Genomic DNA, 21,082 nt, shown 5'->3' with positions numbered 1-21,082 from the left:
GTCGAATGCTGCACCTGCGAACAAGCAGGGAATGCGCGCGCGCTCTTGACGGGCCGCCGGCTTTGCGCGACCCAGCGCGGCCATGTCCGATCCGACCGCCCGAAACAGCGCCCCGAACGGCGCCCCGATCCGGCCCGTCGACGACCCGCAGGCGCGGGCCGAGGCCGCCCGGCTGCTGCGGGCGGGCGCGCTGGTGGCGTTCCCGACCGAGACGGTCTACGGGCTCGGCGCCGACGCCACCGACGAGGAAGCGGTCGCCCGGATCTTCGCCGCCAAGGACCGTCCGCGCTTCAACCCGCTGATCAGCCATGTGCCGACCGCCGAGGCGGCGTTCGCCCTGGGCGAGCCGACGCCGGCGGCCGAGACGCTGGCCGCCGCGCACTGGCCGGGCCCGCTGACCATGGTGCTGCGCCGCCGTCCCGGCTGCCCGATCGCCTGGCTGACCAGTGCCGGGCTGGAGACCGTGGCGCTGCGGGTGCCGGAAAGCGCCGCCGCCCGCGCCCTGCTGGCCGAAGCCGGCCGGCCGATCGCCGCACCCAGCGCCAACCGCTCCGGCCGGGTCAGCCCGACGACCGCCGCCCATGTCGCCGAGGAGCTCGGCGACCGGGTGGCGCTGATCCTCGACGGCGGCCCCTGCCCGGTCGGGCTGGAGAGCACGGTGGTCGACCTGTCGGGCACTCGACCGCGCCTGCTGCGGCCGGGCGCCGTCACCCGCGAACAGCTCGAGGCGCTGCTCGGCCCGGTCGAGCTGGCGGCCGCCGGCGACGCGATCGCCGCTCCCGGCATGCTGGCCAGCCACTACGCGCCGCGCGCCGCCGTCCGGCTCGACGCCACCGACCGGCGACCGGGCGAGGCGTTCCTGGATTTCGGGACGACCCGGGCCGACGCCGATTTCGACCTCAGCCCGTCCGGCGATCTCGTGGCGGCGGCCGCCCACCTGTTCGCCGCATTGCGCCGCCTCGACCGGCCGGGCGTGACGGCGATCGCCGTGGCCCCGATCCCGGCCGGCGGCCTGGGGGCGGCGATCAACGACCGCCTGCGCCGGGCCGCCGCGCCGCGGGGGTGAGAGGACCATAAGGCCAAGCGCGGCGGCGCATATCGCGCATGCGGCCGGCCGGGTTGTGCCGCCGGGGGCTTTGCCTAATATCCCCCGCGAGTTTCTGGACCGATCAGGAGAGTCCGATGGCCGCCCCCGCCGCCGTCGCTGCCGACAGCACCGCTCCCACCGCCGACGCCGCGCTCGACCGCATCAGGACCATCGTCGGCCCGAAGGGCTGGACCGACGACGCCGAGGCCATGCGGCCGCATCTCGAGGACTGGCGCGGGCTGTTCAAGGGCAAGGCGCGGATGCTGGTGAAGCCGGCGACGACCGAGGAGGTCGCCGGGGTGGTCGCGGCCTGCCACGACGCCGGCATCCCGATCGTCCCGCAGGGCGGCAACACCTCGCTGTGCGGCGCCTCGACGCCGGACGATGCCGGCGACGGCATCGTGCTGTCGCTGGTCCGCATGAACCGGGTGCGCGACCTGGACGCCGACAACTACACCCTCACCGTCGAAGCCGGCTGCGTGCTGGCCGACGTCCAGGCGAAGGCGGCGGACGCCGACCGCTACTTCCCGCTGTCGCTGGCGGCCGAGGGCAGCTGCATGATCGGCGGCAACCTGTCGACCAACGCCGGCGGCACCAACGTGCTGAAGTACGGCAACGCCCGTGAGCTGGTGCTGGGCCTCGAGGTGGTGCTGCCGGACGGCCGGATCTGGAACGGCCTGCGCGGCCTGCGCAAGGACAATACCGGCTACGACCTCAAGCAGCTGTTCCTCGGGGCGGAGGGCACGCTCGGCATCATCACGGCGGCGGTGCTGAAGCTGTTCCCGAAGCCGACCGACGTTCGCAGCGCGTTCTGCGCGGTGCCGAACGTCGCCGCCGCGGTCACCCTGCTCGGCCGGGCCCGGGCCGAGAGTGGCGACGCGGTCGAGACCTTCGAGTTCATGCCACGGCTGGTGCTCGACCTGGTGCTCAAGCACTTCCCGGACACCCAGGACCCGCTGCAGGAGCGCTACGAGCAGTACGTGCTGCTGGAGCTGGTCTCGACTGCCTCCGGCGAGAGCGACCTGGCCGCCAAGCTGGAAGCGATCCTGGAGTCGGCGTTCGAGGACGGGCTGGTGCTGGACGCCGCAATCTCGCAGTCCGAGGGTCAGCGCCAGGAGTTCTGGAAGCTGCGCGAGAACGCCTCGGAGGCGCAGAAGCTGGAAGGCGCGTCGATCAAGCACGACGTCTCGGTGCCGGTGTCGCGCATCGCCGAGTTCTACGACGCCGCGTGGGAACGGGTGCAGCAGGTCGACGGCGCCTGCCGGCTGGTCGGCTTCGGCCATGTCGGCGACGGCAACCTGCACTACAACCTGCAGGCCCCCGAAGGCAGCGACGGCAAGGCGTTCCTGGCGAAGTGGGAGGACTTCAACCGGGCGGTCCACGACGTCGTGGTGGAGATGGGCGGCTCGATCAGCGCCGAGCACGGCATCGGCCGCCTGAAGCGCGAGGAACTGGCGCACTACAAGGACCCGGTCTCGCTCGACCTGATGCGGACCCTGAAGGCGGCGCTCGATCCCAAGGGTATCTTCAACCCCGGGAAGGTGATCTGACCCGGGGCGGGAGGCCACGGCGATTTTACCGGCCACAAGCCGACGCCGGCGGCGTATACGGGACCTCGAACCCGGAGCGCCGTGACCGCCATGCCGAACGATCATCAGACCCGCCAGCACGCGATGAGCCTGCCCGAGATCGTCGCCGGGATCGAGCGGCGCATCGCGGCCGCGCGGGTTCGAACCCGACCGTTCCCGCACGTCGTCGTCGACGACGTGCTGCCGCAGCCGGTGCGCCAGGCGATCGACCGGTTCTGGCCCGGCGAGGACCGGCTGTACCTGTCGAACCACTTCCTGCGCGGCGAGGTCCGGGTCGCGCAGCTGGCGGGCGCCACCGAGGGCCGCGAACGCGACTTCTGGAACGCCGTCCGCTTCATCACCGCCCGCACCGGCCGAGCGATCCGCGCCAAGCTGGACCGCCACCTGCACGACAAGTTCCGTCCGCTGCTGGGGCCGGACTGGCGGCGCGTCCTGGGCGACGTCACCTACCACGACCGCGACGCCATGCTGGCGAACTACACCGGCAAGCTGGACATGGAGCCGCACATCGACCACGCCATGGTCGCGATCAACGGCTTCGTCTATCTGGACGATCCCGACCAGCCGACCCCGGAACCGCGTCGCGGCACCATGCTGTACCGGTCGCTGGGCTTCGCCTGGCCGTCCAACATCCCGATCCCCGGCAAGCTGCAGCAGCGCTTCCTGCGCGAGGCCGGGGAGGTCACCTGGCGGGACAACCGGCTGCTGGCCTATGTCAACGGCCCGTGGTCGTTCCACGGCGTGCCGAAGCAGGACCTGGGCGAGGGCCGGCGGCGGCTGCTGATGTTCGGCAGCCTGCTGGACAAGGCGACCACCGAGCGGATCTACGACGAGGCGCTGCGGTAACGCGGATGATCGTTCGTCCCTTGGGATAGGATCGGGCTGGCCAGGCGTCTACACGTCAGGTCCTACCGACAGAGTCCCTCACATGAGCAGCGCCCCGGCAATCGCCACCCCCCGTGCCGATGTCGGCCTCCACGAAGCCGCAGCCTGTATCCGACAGCGCATTCTCCAGACACCGGTCCGGACCGAGCCGTTCCCCCATCTGGTGGTCGACGAACTGCTGCCCGACGCCGTACGGCGCGGATTGGATGAGTACTGGCCCGAGCGTGCGCGCATGGGGCAGACCAACTGCATGTTCCGCGGCGAAGCGCGGGTGTCCCGTCTCGCCGCAGTGTCGTCCGGCAGCGAACGCGCGTTCTGGGAGGTCCTGCGGTCGCTCACGACGGCGGTGAACCGCGCGATCCGAATCAGGCTCGCGAAGTACAGCGTGATCAAGTTCTACATGATGGCGGGTCCGGGCTGGCAGCGCCGGCTGGAGACCCCGGTCTACGAGGACGACGACGCGCTGCTGGCGCACTACACCGGGATCGTCGACCTGCCGGTCCATATCGACCATGCGCGCCTCGTGATGAACGCCTTCGTCTATCTCGAGGACAGGGACTCCCGGACACCGGAACCGCTCAGGGGCACGATGCTGTACCGGTCGCTCGGTTTCGCGTGGCCCACCAACGCCGAGATACCGCGACCGCTGCGGGAGCGCTTCCTGCGCGAGGAGGTCGAAATCGGCTGGCGCGACAACCGGTTGCTGGCCTACGTCAACGGGCCGACATCCTTTCATGGCGTTCCCCGGCACGATCTCGGCGTCGGTCGTCGCCGGCTGCTGATGTGCGGCAGCCTGCTGGACCAGGCGACCACCGCCCGGATCTACGACGAGACCCTGCGCTAAGCCGCAATGCACCAGATTGCCCGACCGCGCGGTGCGCGATAGAACCTGCCGAACGGCCGCCCGACGGCACGCGAGGGAGGACATCATGAGCGCCTACGCCGCTCCGGTGCGCGACATGCGCTTCGTCATCGAGGACGTGGTCGGGCTCGGCCGGGTCGCCGCCCTGCCCGGGCTGGAAGGCACCGACGGCGACCTGCTGGAGCAGATCCTGGCCGAGGCCGGCAAGCTGGCCGGCGGCGTGCTCGCCCCGCTGAACGAGATCGGCGACCGCCAGGGTTCGCGCCTGGAGAACGGCGTGGTCCGCACCCCCGACGGCTTCGCCGACGGCTACCGGCAGTTCATCGAGGGTGGCTGGAACGGCGTCGCGTTCGAGGAGGAGTGGGGCGGCATGGGCCTGCCCTGGCTGGTCGCGACCGCCCTTCAGGAAATGTGGCAGGCCTCCAACCTCGCCTTCGGGCTGTGCCCGCTGCTGACCCAGGCGGCGATCGACGCCCTGCGCGAGGTCGGCTCGGAGGAGCAGAAGCGGCTGTACCTGCCGAAGCTGGTCAGCGGCGAGTGGACCGGCACCATGAACCTGACCGAGCCGCAGGCCGGCACCGACCTCGCCGCCATCCGCACCCGCGCCGAGAAGATGGACGACGGCAGCTACCGGCTGCGCGGCCAGAAGATCTTCATCACCTACGGCGATCACGACTTCACCGACAACATCGTCCACCTGGTGCTGGCGCGCTCGCCCGACGGCATCGAGGGCACCAAGGGGCTGTCGCTCTACATCGTGCCGAAATTCCTGGTGAACCCGGACGGCTCGCTCGGCGCCCGCAACGACGCCAAGCCGATCTCGGTCGAACACAAGCTCGGCATCCACGCCAGCCCGACCTGCGTGATGGCCTATGGCGAGAACGAGGGTGCCGTCGGCTACCTGGTCGGCGAAGAGAACCGCGGCATCGAATACATGTTCATCATGATGAACAACGCCCGGCTGGCGGTCGGCCTGCAGGGCCTCGCGATCGCCGAACGGGCCTACCAGCAGGCCGTCGACTACGCCCGCAACCGGGTGCAGAGCCGTGCCCTGCAGGGTTCCGCCGGACCGGTGTCGATCATCCATCATCCCGACGTGCGCCGCATGCTGATGACCATGAAGGCGCAGATCGAGGCAATGCGCGGGCTGATCTACGACGTCGCCGCGGCCATCGACGTGGCCGACCGGCACCCCGACGCCACCGAGCGCAGGAAGGCCCAGGCCCGCGTCGACCTGCTGATCCCGGTCGCCAAGGCGTGGTGCACCGACGCCGCGGTCGAGATCTGCTCGACCGGCGTGCAGGTGCACGGCGGCATGGGCTTCATCGAGGAGACCGGCGCCGCCCAGCACTACCGCGACGCCCGCATAACCCCGATCTACGAGGGCGCCAACGGCATCCAGGCCCTCGACCTGGTCGGCCGCAAGGTGGCGCGCGACGGCGGTGCCGCGATGGACGCGTTCCTGGTCGACGTCGACGCCACCCTGGCGGCGCTGGCCGGCGACGATCCGGCCCTGGCCCACCTGCGCGACCGCCTGTCCGCCGGCCGCGACGCGCTCGCCCGCGCCACCGACTGGGTGGTGGCCACCATGCCGAAGGACCCGGCGGCGGCGGCCTCGCCGTCGGCGCTGTTCCTGAAGCTGTTCGGGCTGGTCGCCGGAGGCTGGCTGATGGCGCGCTCGGCACTGGCGGCCCGCGATGCGCTGACGGCCGGCGCCAACGGCGACGCGAGCTGGCTGGAGACCAAGCTGGTGACGGCGCGCCACTACGCCGACCACCTGCTGTCCCAGGCGCCGTCCCTGCTGGCCGCGATCGAGGCCGGCGGCACCACGGTCATGGCGCTGGCCGAGGACCAGTTCTAGGGCAGGAACACTACTTTCGAGAGAACTTTAAGTAAGATCGCATTCTCATAGCAGGCATCGGGCGTTATCCTCCCCTGCAGAGGGTCACAGGGGAGGAAACCATGTCCGACAACCAAGACGGCAAGCCCGTCATCAAGCGCCGGGATTTCCTGGCTGGGGCCACCGCCCTGACGGCGGCACTCCCGTGGCTGCCGAAGGCCGCGATCGCCGCCACGAGCGGCGAGCGCGCGCCCGAGGGGGCGAAGATCGCCCGGCTCGGAATCTATCCGGCCATCGGGATCTGCCGGGTCGGCGGCAGCGCCAAGTGGTTCCTGGCCCCCGAGGTTCCGGGCCTGCCACCGATGCCGGACGGCGGTTTCAAGGACGGCGAGCAGGCGATCAAGAAGCAGGTGCAGCGCTTCCGGGTCTACGCCTTCGACGCCCGGGGCCGCGTGATCCGAGAGATCACCGCCGCCGACGCCAGGATCGAATGGCGGGTGCACGTCGCCAACACCAAGGCGGCCTGGTACGGCTTCAACAACCCGCTCGACAACGGACCGCTGGCGCCGGGGCTGCCCGGGCAGCGCCGCAACCAGTACTTCGTGAGCGACGAGGAACGCCTGAACATGCTGGTGATCGACGGCGGCGAGACCACGATCGCCGGCGCCGACACCAATCCGAACGGCGACGACCCGCAGTACGCCATGGGCGGCCGCTTCTGGGACCAGGTCGACGTCGGCCTCGGTCACCTGCGCACCGACGCCGACGGCCGCCTGCTGGTGTTCCCGCCGGACGGCAAGTCGGCGAGCCCGACCAACGCGCCGATCACCAGCTTCGCCGACAACAACGGCTGGCACGACGACTGGTGCGACGGGCCGGTGCAGGCCAGCGTCACCCTCGGCGACGGCACCGTCATGGCGGCCGATCACGCCTGGGTGGCCTCGGTCGGACCGAACTTCGCGCCGGAGATCCCGCCGGTCTCGACGCTCTACGACGTGATCTCGAACCTGAACGTGCAGCAGGGATGGTCCGAGCCCCCCGCCGAGCCGATCTCGTTCCGCAAGCACGTCTATCCGACCTTCCTGCGGCTCGGCCTGATGGAGTGGGTCGCCGCGGAGGCCAACCTCCGGCAAGGCTGGCTCAAGGTCGGCAACTTCCTGGACCCGGACTACGTCAGGCAGCTCGCCGATCCGAGTCCGGCCAACCGGGCGTTCCGGCAGTCGGTGTTCGAAAAGTTCCGCGACCCGCACAACGACAAGCCGGACGCCTACAAGACCGAGCGCCTGAAGATGCCCTACATGCTCGGCGACGGCGTCAACTACGACGGCAGCCCGCTGCAGTGGTTCCGGTTCCCCGAGCTTCAATACCGGCACCTGCGGATGTGGGCCGAAGGCCTGTTCGTCGACGACCTGAACGACGCCGCGGCCGACGCCGTCACCTCCATCGACCAGGTCGACCTGGCGCAGCAGCCCGAGGCCCTGACCCACGCGGCGCTGGAGCCCTGCTCGGGCGGGGCGTTCCATCCGGGCGTGGAGCTGACCTACTACCTGCGGCTGGCGCCGATGTACGCCCGCAACACCGATCCGAAGGCCGAGCCGTTCCGGATCGCGCTCGGCGACCGGCCGACGCTGCTGCAGGACATCGGCTTCCTGCTGACGCCGCAGGCCGCGTTCGAGGGCAACCCGGACCTGGGCACGCCGCCGCCGATCGGTCCGCAGGGCCCCGGCGACCTGACCCGCTGGATGGGGCTGCCCTGGCAGTGCGACGCCTTCAGCTGCCAGCAGGTACTGATGCAGGCCGACTTCCCGACCGCGGTCTGGTGGCCCGCCCTGCTGCCGATCGACGTGCTGCCCGAGGCCTACTACGACAACATGATGCGCGACGACCTCTCGGACGACGAGCGGCTCAAGTTCTTCGAGAACCGCGTGGCCTGGTCGCGCGGGGTGGCCGGCATCGGCTACCACGCCAACGCCAGCTACTGGGACGGCATCACCAACATGATCGCGCTGTGGGAACGCATGGGCTTCGTGGTCAAGCGGCCGGGGCCGGACGGCACCGGCAAGCTGGCGGCGATCCCGAAGGAGGTGTTCGTCGAGGTCGGGCGCAGCAACGTCGAGGGCCGCTTCAAGTGGACGCCGTCGATGGGTGACCTGCCGAATTGACCGACCTCGGCCTGGCGGACGTCGCCGTCGTCGGCGGCGGTATCGCCGGGGCCGCGGCCTGCGTGGCCCTGCATCGTGCCGGACTGCGCAGCCTGTGGATCGCGCCCGCCTCCGCGAGCGGTGGGGACCGGGTCGGCGAATCCCTGGCGCCGGCGGCACGGCCGATCCTCGCCGAACTCGGCCTGGACGGCCTGACGGAGCGCCCTGGGCACCGGCCCGCCAACGCCGCCTTCTCGGCCTGGGGCACCGACCGGCTGGTCGAGCGCAACGCCATCGTGCACCTGGAGGGCCCCGGCCGGGTGCTCGACCGGGCCGGCTTCGAAGCCGACCTGCGGGCGGCGGCCGACGGCAGCACCGGGCGGTGCCGGGAGCAACTGGCCGCGGTCTCCTGCGCCGACGGCCGCTGGCGGCTGGAGCTGGCCGGCGGCCGCTCGACGACCGTCCGCTTCCTGGTCGACGCCAGCGGCCGAGCCTCGGTCGTCGGGCGAACCCTCGCGACTTCCAGGCGCGACGACCGCCTGGTGGCCGCCTGCGCGTTCCTGCCGCATCGCGACCCGAAAGTCGAGCCGACGCCGGCGACCCTGATCGAGGCGGTCGAGGACGGCTGGTGGTATGCCGCCCTGCTGCCGGACCGCCGGCTCTCGCTCGCGTACTTCAGCGATCCCGACCTGCTGCCGCGCGGGCTGTCCCGCGACCTGCCTGCGTGGCAGACGTCGATCGCCGGTTCGACCTACGTCTCGCACTGGCTGGCCGATGCCGGCTTCGACGCCGACCGGCCGCCCCGCCTGCACAGCGCCGGCACCACCTGGCTGGAGCCGGCCGCCGGCACCCGTGACGGCGCCGGCTGGGCCGCGATCGGCGACGCGGCGGCGGCGTTCGACCCGCTGTCGTCGCACGGCATGACCACCGCGCTGTGGGCGGCGGCGCGCATCGGCAAGGTGGCGGCCGCCTGGCTGGGCGGGGACCCGGAGCCGCTGTCGGCCTATGCGCATGCCGTCGCCGCCGGCATCTCCCGCTTCCGGGCCCAGCGCGCGGAGGTCTACGGCCGGGAGCAGCGGTTTCCCGACGCGCCGTTCTGGCGGCGGCGCAAGCCGGACGGCGTCACTGCCTTGCCACGACGGTGAGGCCCACCCATGCTTCCCCGCCGGGCTCGACCGACCCGGATCTGCCATGGAAGGGAAGCGGCATTGGCCAATCTGGACGCGATGCCCCGCGCCAGCGGCGCGGTGGCGACGAGTGCGGCTCCGGCGAGCCGACTGGGGGCCCGGGTTCTGGAGGCCGGCGGCAACGCGGTCGACGCGGCGGTCGGCGCCGCCCTGGCGCTGACGGTGGCGGACCCGGCCAATGTCAGCCTACTGGGAAGGTGCCATGCGCTGGTGGTCGGCCCCGGCGGGGGCGCGCTGGCCGTCGATGGTGCGACCGAAGCGCCGCGCCGGGTCGGGGCGCCGGGACCGACGCCGCTGTCGGGCCATGCGGCCGCCCCGCTGCCCGGGATAATCCCGGCGCTGCACACCCTGTGGCGGCTGCGCGGCCGGCTGGCGTGGCGCGACATCGTGCGGCCGGTGGCGGAACTGGCCGCCGACGGCTTCGAGGTCGCCGCCAACCAGGCCCGCACCTGGAACGACAGCGTCGCCAAGCTTACCCGCGACCCGGTCGCCGCCCGGCTCTACCTCAAGCCCGACGGCTCGCCGTACCGGGCCGGCGATCGGTTCCGCAACCCGGTGCAGGCGGACTTCCTGCAGGCGCTCGCCGAGCAGGGGCCGGACCTGCTGTTCGGTTCGGTCGCCGAGAGCCTGGAGGCCGAGAGCCGGGCCGGCGGCGGGTTCCTGACCGCCGGCGAGATCCGGCAGTACCGGGCGCTGCCCGGCGAGACGGTGCGCCTGCCCTACGCCGGCTACGAGCTGGTCACCGTGGGTCGGCAGGCCTGGGGCTACACGCTCGCGCTGATGCTGGGCATTCTCGACGCCTGGAAGCGGACGGCCGGCTGGGGCGGGCCGATCCCCGACGCGGTCATGGCGCTGGCCCTGCACCGCGCGCTCGCCGAGCAGCCGCAGGAGATCGGCACCCTGAAGCCCCGGCCCGGCGGGCGCAGCCACGAGTCCATGCTGGAGCCGGCGTTGCACGAGGCGGCGGCGGCGCGGATCGTCGCCCTGCTGTCCGGTCCCCGGGAGACGCTGGCCGCCCATGTCGGGGCGCCGGAGCCGGAGCCGGAGGTCGGAGAGAAGCGCGGCGACACCACGCACCTCTCCGCCATGGACGGCGACGGCCTGGCGGTGGCGCTGACCGCGTCGATCGGCCCGAGCTTCGGCGCCGCCGTCGCCTCGGCCTCGACCGGGTCGCTGTTCGCGCACTCCTACCGCATGGCCAGCGACCCGACGCCGGGCGCGCGCGACCGCACCGAGATGTCGCCGGCCATCCTGCTGCACGACGGCCGCCCGGTGCTGGCGGCGGGCGGCGCGGACAACGAGCGGATCCCCGGGGCGACCGCCCAGGTCATCTGCAACGTGGTCGACAGCGGCATGGAGCTGCAACAAGCGGTCGCGGCACCGCGCGTGAACTGGGGCGCCGGCCTGCTGCGGACCAGCGCGTGGATGCCGGCCGAGCGCCGGACCCGCCTCGCGGAGGCCGGCTTCGCGCTGGCTCCGGCAGAGGGCGTGACGGCACGCACCGGCGTGGTCCAGGCCGTCGGCGTCGCCCCCGCCGACGGTCGTCTCGTCGGTGCCGCGGACCCCAGCTATGACGGCACCGCCGTCGTTCAGGCAAGAACGACGCCGCGCCTGGCGTGATCGCGGCACCGGCCCGGTTCGCGCCGGCGATCCGCCCTACTTGATGATCCCGTCCAGCGGGTTCAGCCGGAAATGCGGGATCGGCGTGATCTCGAGCGAGCCCATCGACCCGGCCTGGTTGCCGGTGCCGTCCGGGAACATCGCCTTCATGCCCTGGCGCACCATCTCGCGCAGCGTCGGGTCGCTCGGCCCCGACAGCTTCGGACCGGAGATCTTGGCTGCGGCGATCGGCTCGCCCTTGTCGCAGAACGCCATGAACAGGTTGGTGCGATCGGCATAGCGGGCCGCCACCACCGACTGGTACGCCGACCGGCAGGCGTCGGTGGCGGTCGCCGCCTGCTCGGCGTCGAACCGGGCGACGATCCGGTAGTTGTTGCGCCTGGCCGCCCCCGGGTTGGCCGTGTAGGTCACGTCGGAGCCCAGAACCGAGCCGTCGGCGTACCCGGCGAGCCGTTCCGCGACGTCCTGCGGAGTCAGATGGAACGGCGCGTTCACCGAAACCATCAGCACCGGCGAGTTGTAGCCGGCGAAGGTCAGGAAACGGTGCCGCGGTCCGGCCTGCACGCCGGTCATGGTGTCCTGGGCGGTCACGCAGCCCGACAGCAGCAGCAGGGCGAGGAAGGCAAATCGGCGCATCGATCGTCTCCGTGTCGGCGTCAGCAACAGATGAGGCCTGACGCCGCCACGGGCAAGGCGGCCTGATGCCGCGTCGGCGTTTGCCCGGCACCGACGATCGGCTATCGTCGCGACCGGCACAACCAGCGCACGGATACCAGGCATGACAACCCCGGACGACGTCCTCGATTTCTGGTTCCGGGAGACCCCGCCGGCGAAGTGGTTCGAGAAGGACGACGCCTTCGACGCCACCCTGCGGGACCGCTTCGGCGCCCTGCATGCCGAGGCGGCGGCCGGGGGGCTGACCGACTGGGAGAACAGCGCCGACGGCCGGATGGCCCTGATCCTGGTGCTCGACCAGATGTCCCGGAACCTGTATCGCGGCGACCCGCGCGCCTTCGGCCAGGACGAGCGGGCCCGTGCCGTCGCCCGCCGGGCGATCGCCGCCGGCGACCACGCGTTCGCCGGCAAGGAACGCTGCCAGTTCCTGTTCCTGCCGTTCGAGCACAGCGAGGACCTGGCCGACCAGTGGTGGTGCGATGCGCTGTTCCGCGCGCTCGGCGACGACAACCTGATCCACTACGCCGTGCTGCACCGGGTGATCATCGAGCGCTTCGGCCGGTTCCCGCACCGCAACGCCACCCTCGGCCGCACCAGCACCGTCGAGGAGCTGGCGTTCCTCGAGCAACCCAACTCGTCATTCTGACCCGGAGGCCCTTCGTGACCGACAAGCCCGTGATCGTCGTCCTGTCGCCCTGGTACACCGTGGCCATGGATGAGCTCGACCAGCACTTCACCGTCCACAAGCTGTACGAGTCGAAGGACCCGGCCGCGCTGCTGGCCTCGGTCCGCGACACCTGCGTCGGCATCGCCGGCAGCAAGGTGTGCGACGCCGCCACCATGGACGCCCTGCCGAACGCCAAGGTGATCGCCCATCACGGCGTCGGCTACGACGGCGTCGACGTGGCCGCCGCCACCGCCCGAGGGATCAAGGTATCGAACACCCCCGACGTGCTGAGCGACGAGGTCGCCGACTTCGCGATCGCCCTGACCCTGGCGACCCTGCGGCGCATCCCGCAGGCCGACCGCTACGTGCGCGAGGGCCGCTGGGAGCGCGAAGGCGACATGAAGTTCACCGACCGGATGTGGGGCCGCAAGGTCGGCATCCTGGGCCTGGGGCGGATCGGCATCGAGATCGCCCACCGGTTCGCGGCGTTCAAGATGGACATCGCCTACCACACCCGCAGCAAGCGTGACGTGCCGTTCACCTACTACAGCTCGCTGCTCGACATGGCGCGCGCCGTCGACATCCTGGTGGCGATCGTGCCGGGCGGCGCCGGCACCAAGCACCTAGTGAACCGCGAGGTGCTCGACGCCCTGGGCCCGAACGGCGTGTTCGTCAACGTCGCGCGCGGCAGCGTGGCCGACGAGGACGCGCTGATCGCGGCGCTGAAGGACGGCCGGCTGGGGGCCGCCGGCCTCGACGTGTTCGCCGACGAGCCGCGGGTGCCGCAGGCGCTGAAGGACATGACCGAGAACGTGGTGCTGCAGCCGCACCAGGCCAGCGCCACCCACGACACCCGGCTCGCCATGGGCCGGCTGGTGATGGAGAACCTGCTGCTCGGGATCGCCGGCAAGCCGCTGATCACCCCGGTGAACTGAGGCACTGCAAGTGCCTCATCCCGGCCGGCTGCCCAGCCGAGCCGGTGCCCGGACGCACTGCGGCACCGTAGGTCCCGGATCGCCGCTGCGCGTCGTCCGGGATGAGGGTGAAAAGGACAGACAGCCGGCGTTACCCCTCATCCCGGAGCGGGCCGCCGCCGGCGGAACGCATCCGAGATCCACGGCGCGACGGGCCTTGCCTCAGGGCGCGGCCGGCTTGTCCTTCGCCGGGCCGGTGTAGTCCTCGACGCCGGACGCCAGGGCGCTGCAGGCCAGCCTGATGTACTTCGGGATCTTGACGGTCTCGCCGTCGCGCTCGCCCTTCTCGTAGTACTGGACGACGCGGCGCTTCAGGCCGAGGGCCTCGGCCGCTTCCTTCTGCGAGAGCTTGAGCGACTTGCGCCAGCGCTTGAAGTCGCCGGGCTTCATCTCGTTCTCGGCGTCGGCGCTCTTCTTCACCATCCGACCCTCCCGGTCCCCAGCGGTATAGGGCGACGCTCCGCCCCGCGCCAAGCGAAAAGCGCACTTCGTGCGTCTACGGACTTGCCGCAGGCGCACCTCGTGCGCATATGATGACCATGTGCTGCAGAACGCGGCCGTGCGAGGAGGTCGGATTGGCGAGGCATCTCTACGTCTACGAGGGCCGGGGCTACGAAGGCGAACTGGAACTGTTCCGCCGCGCCCATGTCGGCGCGGCCGCCGCCGAGACCGTCGACCTGCCGGGGCTGCGCCCGCGCTTCCTGTACCGCGTCGAGGCGCGCGAGAGGGCCGGCGGCGACCGGCTGCTGATCACCGACGACGAGATCGCCGTCCGGCGCTACCTGGCCTCGCACCCCGGTGCGGAGGTCGCGATCGTGCCGATGGCTCGATAGCACAAGGGGTCAGGGCTGGTGGGAGGCCAGCAGCCCGCGGATCTCGAGCGGGATCGGGACCGACTTGCGGCCGACCGGGTCGAAGCACACGCCGATGGTCGTCGAGGTCACCCGGCACTCGCCGTCGACGAAGACGCCCTGGCGGATCGTGCACGAGGTGGTGCCGAGCTTGGCCACCCGGGTGCCGGTTCGCACGATCCCCGGGAACAGGATCTCGCGCGCGAAGTCGATCTCCAGCCGGCGGACCACCCACCAGACGTTGCCATCGGCGCCGCCGTCGCCGCCCGAGGCGCGGAACAGGCCGACACGGCCGTTCTCCAGGAACTCGCCGATGGCGTTGTTGTTGACGTGCGACAACGGGTCGAGATCGGCATAGCGCAGCCGTTCCTCGGTCCAGAAGGCGAAGTTCGCCGGATCGGCGGGATCGAAGTCGGCAACGGTCTTGGCGGCGGTCATGCGGGCTTCCTGTCGATGCGGGCGTGTAGCTGCGGGCCGGTGAAAATCGCTGCAACCGGGGCCGACAATCAATAGTCCAGCTTCCAGTTCACGCCGACCCGGCTCTCGGAGTCGGCGCCGATGTCGGTCTCGACGGTGACGTTGTCGGTCAGTTCGACCTCCACGACCGCCTTGCTGCTGGCGCCCGACAACCCCTGCTGCAGCCGCAGGAACACCCCGGGCGCCACGTATTTCCCGACCGACAGCGAGGCCCCGCGCGAGCCTTCGCTGTCGACCCCGGTGTCGACGTCCAGGGTGTCGACTCCGAGGGTCTCGCGCACGGTGTCGGTGATTCCGCCGCCGCCGGCGCCGAACCGGCCCGACAGCACGGCCGCCGACTGGGCGAGCTTCAGGGCCTGCAGCGGGCTCAGCTGCGCCCGCGGCGAGCCGAACAGCACCCGCGACAGCACCTCCTCCTCGGGCAGCGCCGGCTCGCTGCTGAGATCGATCGTCGGGTCCTGGGCACGGCCGCCGACCCGGACCTTGGCCAGGATCTCCGCGACCTCGGCGGTCAGCAGCATGTCGAGGGCCGGGTCGCTCGGGGGACCGCCGTCGAACACCACCCGGCCGCGCCGGAACTCGAAGGTCCGCCCGGCCAGCCCGAACTGCCCGCGCCGGACTTCGAGCGCCCCGTCGACCGCGGGCGCGTCGGCCTTGCCGGTCACCGCCAGCTCGCCGCCCCACTCGCTGTCCAGGCCGCGCCCCCGGATGAACACCTGGCCGGGGATCGCGACCCGCACGTCGAGCCGGACCGGCGCCCGCCCGGTTTTCTCTTCTGGAACTTCCGCCTGCGGGGTCCGGATCACCACGCCGTCGCGGATCTCGGTCACCGGCAGGTCGACCACCGACGGCGGCAGCTGGTCCGGGATCCGGATCTCCGACGGCAGGACCGTGACCGTGCCGGCCAGCCGGTACTCGGGCAACGCCCCCTGCAGGGTCAGGTCGGCGTCGATGGTGATCTCGGCCTGGTCGGTATCGACCACCCGCAGTTGCCTGGCCTCGACCCGCAGGTCGGCCGGGGCCTTCTCAGTGATGTCGAACGAAAGCCCGCCCGATCCGGCGAGGGTGCCGCCGCCGGCCGCTGTGGCCGTCAGGGTCTCGATCACCAGGCGCTCGCCCCGCCCCTTCGCGTCCAGCTCGATGTCGCGCAGGTACAACCCGACCCCCGGCTGGTCGAGGGCGCCGTCCTTGACCGTCGCGTCGCCGGTCACCTGCGGGTCGGCCGGCGTCCCCGCCACGGCGACATGCACCGCCGCCTGACCGACGATCCTGCCGCCGCGGAGCGGCAGGAACGCCGCCAGGCGCTCGAGCACCGCCTCGGCGTCGATCCGCGCCTGCAGCGGCGAAGTCTCGTCGAGGGTCGGCGGCCCGCCATCGGCGCCGGGCGTCAGCCCGGCGGTCGCCCGCAGCGACGCCTGCGCACCGTCGCCGACGGTCGCATCCAGCGCCGCACGCAAGGTACGGCTCTCGACCGTGACCTCCGCCGACGCCTGCAGCGGCGGCAGGTCGGCCAGATCGGGATCGTCCGAACGCACCCCCGGGGCGTCGATCGTCAGCCGAACCGCCGGGTTGCCGACCGGCCCGCGCACCGTCAGGTCGGCGTCGATGCCGCCGCTGAGCTTGAGGGTCGGATCGGCGAGCCGGGCCAGACCGGCCGGCAGGCCCCGTGCCGCCACGGCGAGGTCGAGGTCGCTCGGGTCGAACCGGCCGCTGCCGGTGATCCGGCCGCCGTCGACCGCCAGCGCCAGGTCGTCGAACCGCGGTTGCCGGCCGAGGACGATGCGGGTGGGGCGCTCCAGGGAGACCCGGACGTCGCGGTAGCCCGCCTCGAAGCTCTCGACGCTGGCCTGCATCGGTGCCGCACTCAGCGCGGCGCTCGCCGTGGCGGAGAGGTCGAACGGCTTGCCGGCCCCACCCTTCGCGGTCAGCGCCGCCCGGGCGGCGGCACCGTCGGAGTCCACGGCAAGTTCGGCGGTCTCCAGCAGCGCCGCGCCGTTACGACGGACCCCGCGGGCCGTCAGCGTCAACGAGCCGACCGGCCGCTTCAGCAGGTCGCGCCCCGCGCCGGACAGATCCACCCGGGCGACCTCGACGGTCCCGCCTTCGAGCGCCAGGCCGGTCACCGTGCCCGCCAGCCGCGCCGACTGGCCGTTCCGGCCGTCCAGGGTCACACGCGCGTCGAGCGCCCCGCCGGCCAGCGGCACGCCGGCGGCGGCGAGCCGGCCGAGGTCGGCGGCGGCGACGGTCAGCGCACCGTCGATCGCGGGCCCGCCCAAGGCGACGGCGAGGTCCCCGCGCGCCTGCAGGCCGGCCCCGTCGACGGCGAGCCCGTCGACCGTCAGCCGGTCGCCCGCCAGCGCGTAGCGCGCCCCGGCGGTCACGGTCTCGCCGCCGAGCGCTGCGCGCAGGTCGACGCGGCCGGACGGAGCATCCGGCAGGCCGACGGCCGTGGCGGTTCCGGCGAGCCGGTCGACGGTGGTTCCCTGCACCCGCAGGGCCGAGACCTGCCACGACGCCGAGGCGGCCGGTGCCTCGAGCGTTCCGCCGAGGGCGACCGCCGCGACGCCGGAGCCCGACAGGTCGAGGTCGAGAGCCCGGCCGACCGCCGCCAGATCGGGCGCCGTCAGGTCGATGCGGCCATGGAGCGCGCCGGCCGACAGGTCGAGTTCCAGGTCGCCGTCGGCGCGCACGGCCGCCGCCTGCAGCGCGATGCCGTGGAGCGACAACCGGTCGGCGGCGTCGAGGGTGACTCCGGCGGTCGCGGTCGGGCCGGAGCCGATCAGCGCAGCCAGCATCGGGTCGCCGGGGTCGAGCCCGTCGGCCGCGAGGTCGAGCACGGCCGACAGGTCCAGGGGGTCGAGCAGGACGCTCCCGTCGAAGCCGAGGGTCGCCGAGCCGGCGAGCGGACGGCCGGCCAGCCCGGAGAGCCGTCCGAGATCGGCAATGTCGACGGTGCCGTCGGCCGCCAGCCTGCGGCCGTCCGACAGGATCGCCCGGGTCTCCAGGCGGCCGGCGTCGGTGGTGACGGTCAACCGGTCGACCCGGGCGGCCTCGCCCCGGGTGTCGGCGGTTCCCGCCGCCTCCAGGGTCAGGCGCGGACCGACCAGGGCGACCAGATCGGCGTCCGGCAGCGCCGGTGTGTCGACCCCGGCGGCCAGCGTCCAGGAGATCGCGGCCGGCAGGTCGGGCAACGCGGCGTCGGCCGAGGCGGCCAGCTCGGCCCGCAGGCCGGTCAACCGGAGCGGGCCGGCGGCCGGATCGCCGGTCACGGTGACCAGCACCCGGCGCCCGCCCTCCTGCAGGGTCAGCGTCGCCGTCGCCGAGCCGGCGAGATCGACCCCGGCGAGCCCGGAGAACCGACCCAGATCCGGCGTCGTCACGGCGGCACCGGCCGCGACGACCCGGCCGGCCGGATCGATGCGTGCCGTGCCGTCGAGGCTCCCGGCCGCCGCCCTGGCTGCGAGGCGTTGCACCTCCATCGCACCGTCGGATGCGACCAGCGCCGTCAGCCCAAGCTCGACGGACGGGCCGAGCAGCGGGCCGACCACGTCGGGCACCAGCCGCTGGACGGCCGCCGTCCCGTCGACGGCGACCCGCGTGCCGGCGGCCGCTGCCGAGACGCTCAGGCCCAGGTCGGTCTCGGCCCCCGCGCCCAGACCGCCGGCGAGACGCCCCTTCCAGGCCGCCAGGGTGCCGTCGCCGGTCAGCGTCAGGGACAGCGGCGGCCGGTCCGGCAGGCCGAGCAGCCCGGCGACCAGGCCGCCTTCCGGCTCCGAGGCGCGCAGCTCGGCGCGCAGCGTGCCGCTGGCCGGAACCACCGCGAGATCCAGGTCGAGCCGGCCGGTCCCGCCGTTGCCCGACGCCGTCATCCAGCCCCTGGCGATTGCCGAAACCCCGGTCAGGGAGGCCTGGAGCTCGGCGTCGAGGGTGGCCGCCTGCCCGGCCAGCCCCCGGTCGAGCGCGAGGCCGGCGACCCGCAGCATAGACAGACGAATCGCGACCGGCGGGGCCGGGAACTTCAGGCTCGGCGCCGCCGCCGGTTCCGGGGTGGCGGGCTCCCCGGTCTCCGGCACCCGCAGCACCCGGCCGCCGTCGACCTCGACGGCGTCGACCGCGACGGTTCCGCCCAGCAGCGCCAGCGGCGACCATGCCAGGCGGACCCGGTCGAGCGCCGCGAACTCCCCGGATCGGTCGGCGAGACGCACGCCCTGCAGGTCGATCCGGACCGGCAGGGCGCCGGCGATCCGGTCGATCCGGACCCGGACCGGTCCGTCGGCCGTCGCGGCCGCCACCGTCGAGGCGACCCAGGCCCGGCCCCAACCGGTGTTGGCGATCCCCACCGCGGCCGCGGCGACCGCGAACGGCAGGCCGACGACCAGGGCGACGGCGATGAGCACCCGCCGCCGCATCGCTCAGAACGCCTGGCCGAGGCTGAAGTAGACTTGGTACCGGTCGTCGGATTTCCGCGGGTTGAGCGGGACGGCGAAGTCGGCTCGCACCGGGCCGATCGGCGTGTAGTAGCGCAGGCCGAGGCCGGCCGCCCACTGCAGTTCCTGACCGAGGTCGGGCCGCTCGGTATCGTAGACCTGCCCGCCGTCGATGAACGGCACGATCCCGAAGTCGCCGAACACCCGCCAGCGCAGCTCGGCGCCGACCTCGAGCAGCGCGCTTCCGCCGATCGGGTCTCCCCCCGCGTCGAGCGGACCGATCTTCTGCAGCCCGTAGCCGCGGACCGAGCCGCCGCCGCCGGAGTACAGGCGCTTGTCGGCCGGCAGGTTGCCGGTCGAGGCGCCGACGATCGACCCGACGGCAGCGCGACCGGCCAGCACCACGTCCCGGTTCGAGTCGAGGGCGACGTACTGGGAATGCCGCGCGGTCATCGAATAGAAGCTGATCGAGGAGCCGAGCGTTTCAAGGTACGGCGTGAAGCGGACCCGGGTACGCCCGCCCTCGGTCGGGTTCAGCAGGTCGTCGGAGGTGTCGACCGTGAAGCCGACCGGCAGGCCGACCAGGGTGTACTGGGTCTCGATCGAGTCCTCCTCGATCCGGCTGCGTTCCAGCGTGGCGCCGAAGTCGACCGACAGCACGTCGCTGATGCGCCGCTCGAACCGCCCGCCGACCGTGACCTTCCGGGAGTCGTAGCCGTCGGTCCGTTCCTCGATCAGGCCGCCGCCCAGGATGAAGTCCTGGTTGTTCGAGATCATGTCGGGCAGCCGCAGCTCGCTGGTCAGGCTGGTCTCGACCTCGCTGACCCGGCCGTTCACGTCCAGCCGCTCGGCCCCGCCGAACAGGTTGCGGTGGGTCCAGAAGGCGCTGACGCCCGCCCCCTCGGAGGTCGACGCGCTGACGCCGGCGCCGATGCTGCGCGGCTTGCGCTGGGTCAGGGTCACCTCGACCGGGATCAGCCCGTCGGGACCGACCGCGTCGGCGAACCGCACGCCGACCGTCTCGTAGACGCCGGTCGCGGTCAGCAGCCGGCGGCCGCGCTCGACCTTGCGGATGTCGGCGGTCTCGCCGTAGCGCCACGGCAGCCGGCGCAGGGCATAGTCGGCGTCGACCTCGTCCGCTCCCGAAACGGCGACCGGGCCGAACCGGGCGGCCGGGCCGGCGTCGATCCGGAAGGTGACCCGCATGGTCTTGGCGTCGCGGTCGATCAGCACGCTCCGCTCGCCGGCCTCGGCGAGCGGATATGCCTGCTCCTGCAGGATCCGGACGATCGCCGCCTCCGCCGACAGCACGTCGGCGGCGCGGGCCGGGGCGCCGGGCTGCAGGCCGATCCGCCGGCGCGGCAGCTCGACGCCGATGGCGGCCGACCGGTCGTCGACCGAACGGATCTCGATCTCGGATACGGCGTAGACGGGTCCCGGCGCGGCGGTGACGACCAGCACCGGCGGATCGCCCGGTTCCACGTCGGAGCGGAACTCGGCGTCATAGTAGCCGAGCGAGCGGGCGGCGGTCTCGAACCTCGCCAGGTCGTCGGCGGCGCGCCGGCGCAACCCGGCCCGCGACGGCGGCGGATCGTCGAGCTTGGAGACCAGCGCCGAGCTGTCGCGCACCAGCGCCGAAAGCTCGCGGGTATCGTCGAGTCCGTCGAAGCGGACGGTATAGGGGAAGCCCGTCGCGGCCTGCTCCTGCGCGCCGGCGGTCCGCCCGAGGGCGAGCAGCGCGATCAGGAGGAGAACGGCAAGGCGCATCGGTCGGGGACTCTCGGACAGCGGGGGGAACGG

Annotated in this window: 16 protein-coding genes; 11 read left to right on the top strand and 5 right to left on the bottom strand. The window is 72.6% G+C overall.

Annotated features, from left to right (window positions below):
* Positions 1-82: 82 nt before the first annotated feature.
* The 8 genes from IE246_RS12095 (at position 83) to IE246_RS12060 (ending at position 11,211) form a co-directional block, all read left to right on the top strand.
* Complete coding sequence (locus IE246_RS12095) at positions 83-1,066, top strand: L-threonylcarbamoyladenylate synthase (RefSeq protein WP_189989823.1); 984 nt, start codon at positions 83-85, stop codon at positions 1,064-1,066.
* Positions 1,067-1,182: 116 nt separating this feature from the next.
* Positions 1,183-2,637 (top strand): FAD-binding oxidoreductase, encoded by a 1,455-nt coding sequence (locus IE246_RS12090; protein ID WP_189989820.1) that lies wholly within the window; start codon positions 1,183-1,185, stop codon positions 2,635-2,637.
* 90 nt (positions 2,638-2,727) lie between these two features.
* The gene (locus tag IE246_RS12085; RefSeq protein ID WP_189989818.1) at positions 2,728-3,522 is read left to right on the top strand and encodes a hypothetical protein; all 795 of its coding nucleotides are present in this window, start codon (positions 2,728-2,730) and stop codon (positions 3,520-3,522) included.
* 82 nt (positions 3,523-3,604) lie between these two features.
* Entirely contained in the window at positions 3,605-4,405 is an 801-nt protein-coding gene (locus IE246_RS12080) for a hypothetical protein (protein WP_189989816.1), read from the top strand.
* Between the two features lie 85 nt (positions 4,406-4,490).
* The gene (locus tag IE246_RS12075) at positions 4,491-6,284 is read left to right on the top strand and encodes an acyl-CoA dehydrogenase (protein ID WP_189989814.1); all 1,794 of its coding nucleotides are present in this window, start codon (positions 4,491-4,493) and stop codon (positions 6,282-6,284) included.
* 101 nt (positions 6,285-6,385) lie between these two features.
* A complete protein-coding gene (goxA, locus tag IE246_RS12070) occupies positions 6,386-8,425 on the top strand; it encodes a CTQ-dependent glycine oxidase GoxA (RefSeq protein WP_229836998.1) in 2,040 nt (679 codons plus the stop codon).
* Positions 8,422-9,549 carry a glycine oxidase maturase GoxB gene (goxB, locus tag IE246_RS12065; protein WP_189989812.1) on the top strand — a complete coding sequence of 376 codons (1,128 nt, stop codon included), beginning with the start codon at positions 8,422-8,424 and terminating at the stop codon, positions 9,547-9,549. Before goxA ends, goxB begins: the two co-directional genes overlap by 4 nt.
* Before the next feature lie 63 nt (positions 9,550-9,612).
* Complete coding sequence (locus IE246_RS12060) at positions 9,613-11,211, top strand: gamma-glutamyltransferase (protein ID WP_189989810.1); 1,599 nt, start codon at positions 9,613-9,615, stop codon at positions 11,209-11,211.
* Positions 11,212-11,247: 36 nt separating this feature from the next.
* Here IE246_RS12060 and IE246_RS12055 read toward each other — a convergent pair whose 3' ends face one another.
* Positions 11,248-11,847 carry a hypothetical protein gene (locus tag IE246_RS12055; RefSeq protein WP_189989808.1) on the bottom strand — a complete coding sequence of 200 codons (600 nt, stop codon included), beginning with the start codon at positions 11,845-11,847 and terminating at the stop codon, positions 11,248-11,250.
* A gap of 142 nt (positions 11,848-11,989) precedes the next feature.
* On the opposite strand from IE246_RS12055, the gene IE246_RS12050 reads away from it, so the two are divergent.
* Positions 11,990-12,532: a DUF924 family protein gene (locus IE246_RS12050; RefSeq protein ID WP_189989806.1), complete on the top strand. Its 543-nt coding sequence runs from the start codon at positions 11,990-11,992 to the stop codon at positions 12,530-12,532.
* 14 nt (positions 12,533-12,546) lie between these two features.
* A complete protein-coding gene (locus IE246_RS12045; protein ID WP_189989804.1) occupies positions 12,547-13,488 on the top strand; it encodes a 2-hydroxyacid dehydrogenase in 942 nt (313 codons plus the stop codon).
* Between the two features lie 201 nt (positions 13,489-13,689).
* On the opposite strand, the gene IE246_RS12040 is transcribed toward IE246_RS12045, so the two are convergent.
* Positions 13,690-13,950 carry a helix-turn-helix domain-containing protein gene (locus IE246_RS12040; RefSeq protein ID WP_229836990.1) on the bottom strand — a complete coding sequence of 87 codons (261 nt, stop codon included), beginning with the start codon at positions 13,948-13,950 and terminating at the stop codon, positions 13,690-13,692.
* A gap of 152 nt (positions 13,951-14,102) precedes the next feature.
* Between IE246_RS12040 and IE246_RS12035 the strand changes: the two genes are divergently transcribed.
* Positions 14,103-14,360 (top strand): hypothetical protein, encoded by a 258-nt coding sequence (locus IE246_RS12035; RefSeq protein ID WP_189989802.1) that lies wholly within the window; start codon positions 14,103-14,105, stop codon positions 14,358-14,360.
* A gap of 9 nt (positions 14,361-14,369) precedes the next feature.
* On the opposite strand, the gene IE246_RS12030 is transcribed toward IE246_RS12035, so the two are convergent.
* The 3 genes from IE246_RS12030 to IE246_RS12020 form a co-directional block, all read right to left on the bottom strand.
* On the bottom strand, positions 14,370-14,816 hold the full coding sequence (locus tag IE246_RS12030) for an acyl-CoA thioesterase (protein ID WP_189989800.1): 447 nt from the start codon (positions 14,814-14,816) through the stop codon (positions 14,370-14,372).
* A 68-nt stretch (positions 14,817-14,884) separates the two neighbouring features.
* The gene (locus IE246_RS12025) at positions 14,885-19,252 is read right to left on the bottom strand and encodes a translocation/assembly module TamB domain-containing protein (protein WP_189989798.1); all 4,368 of its coding nucleotides are present in this window, start codon (positions 19,250-19,252) and stop codon (positions 14,885-14,887) included.
* A gap of 15 nt (positions 19,253-19,267) precedes the next feature.
* Complete coding sequence (locus tag IE246_RS12020; protein WP_189989796.1) at positions 19,268-21,049, bottom strand: autotransporter assembly complex protein TamA; 1,782 nt, start codon at positions 21,047-21,049, stop codon at positions 19,268-19,270.
* Positions 21,050-21,082: the final 33 nt, after the last annotated feature.

Source organism: Thalassobaculum fulvum (assembly GCF_014652915.1).
In the GTDB taxonomy this organism is placed as follows: Bacteria; Pseudomonadota; Alphaproteobacteria; order Thalassobaculales; family Thalassobaculaceae; genus Thalassobaculum_A; species Thalassobaculum_A fulvum.
The sequence above is the reverse complement of the archived record's forward strand: the minus strand, read 5'-3'. Positions and strand labels throughout refer to the sequence as shown.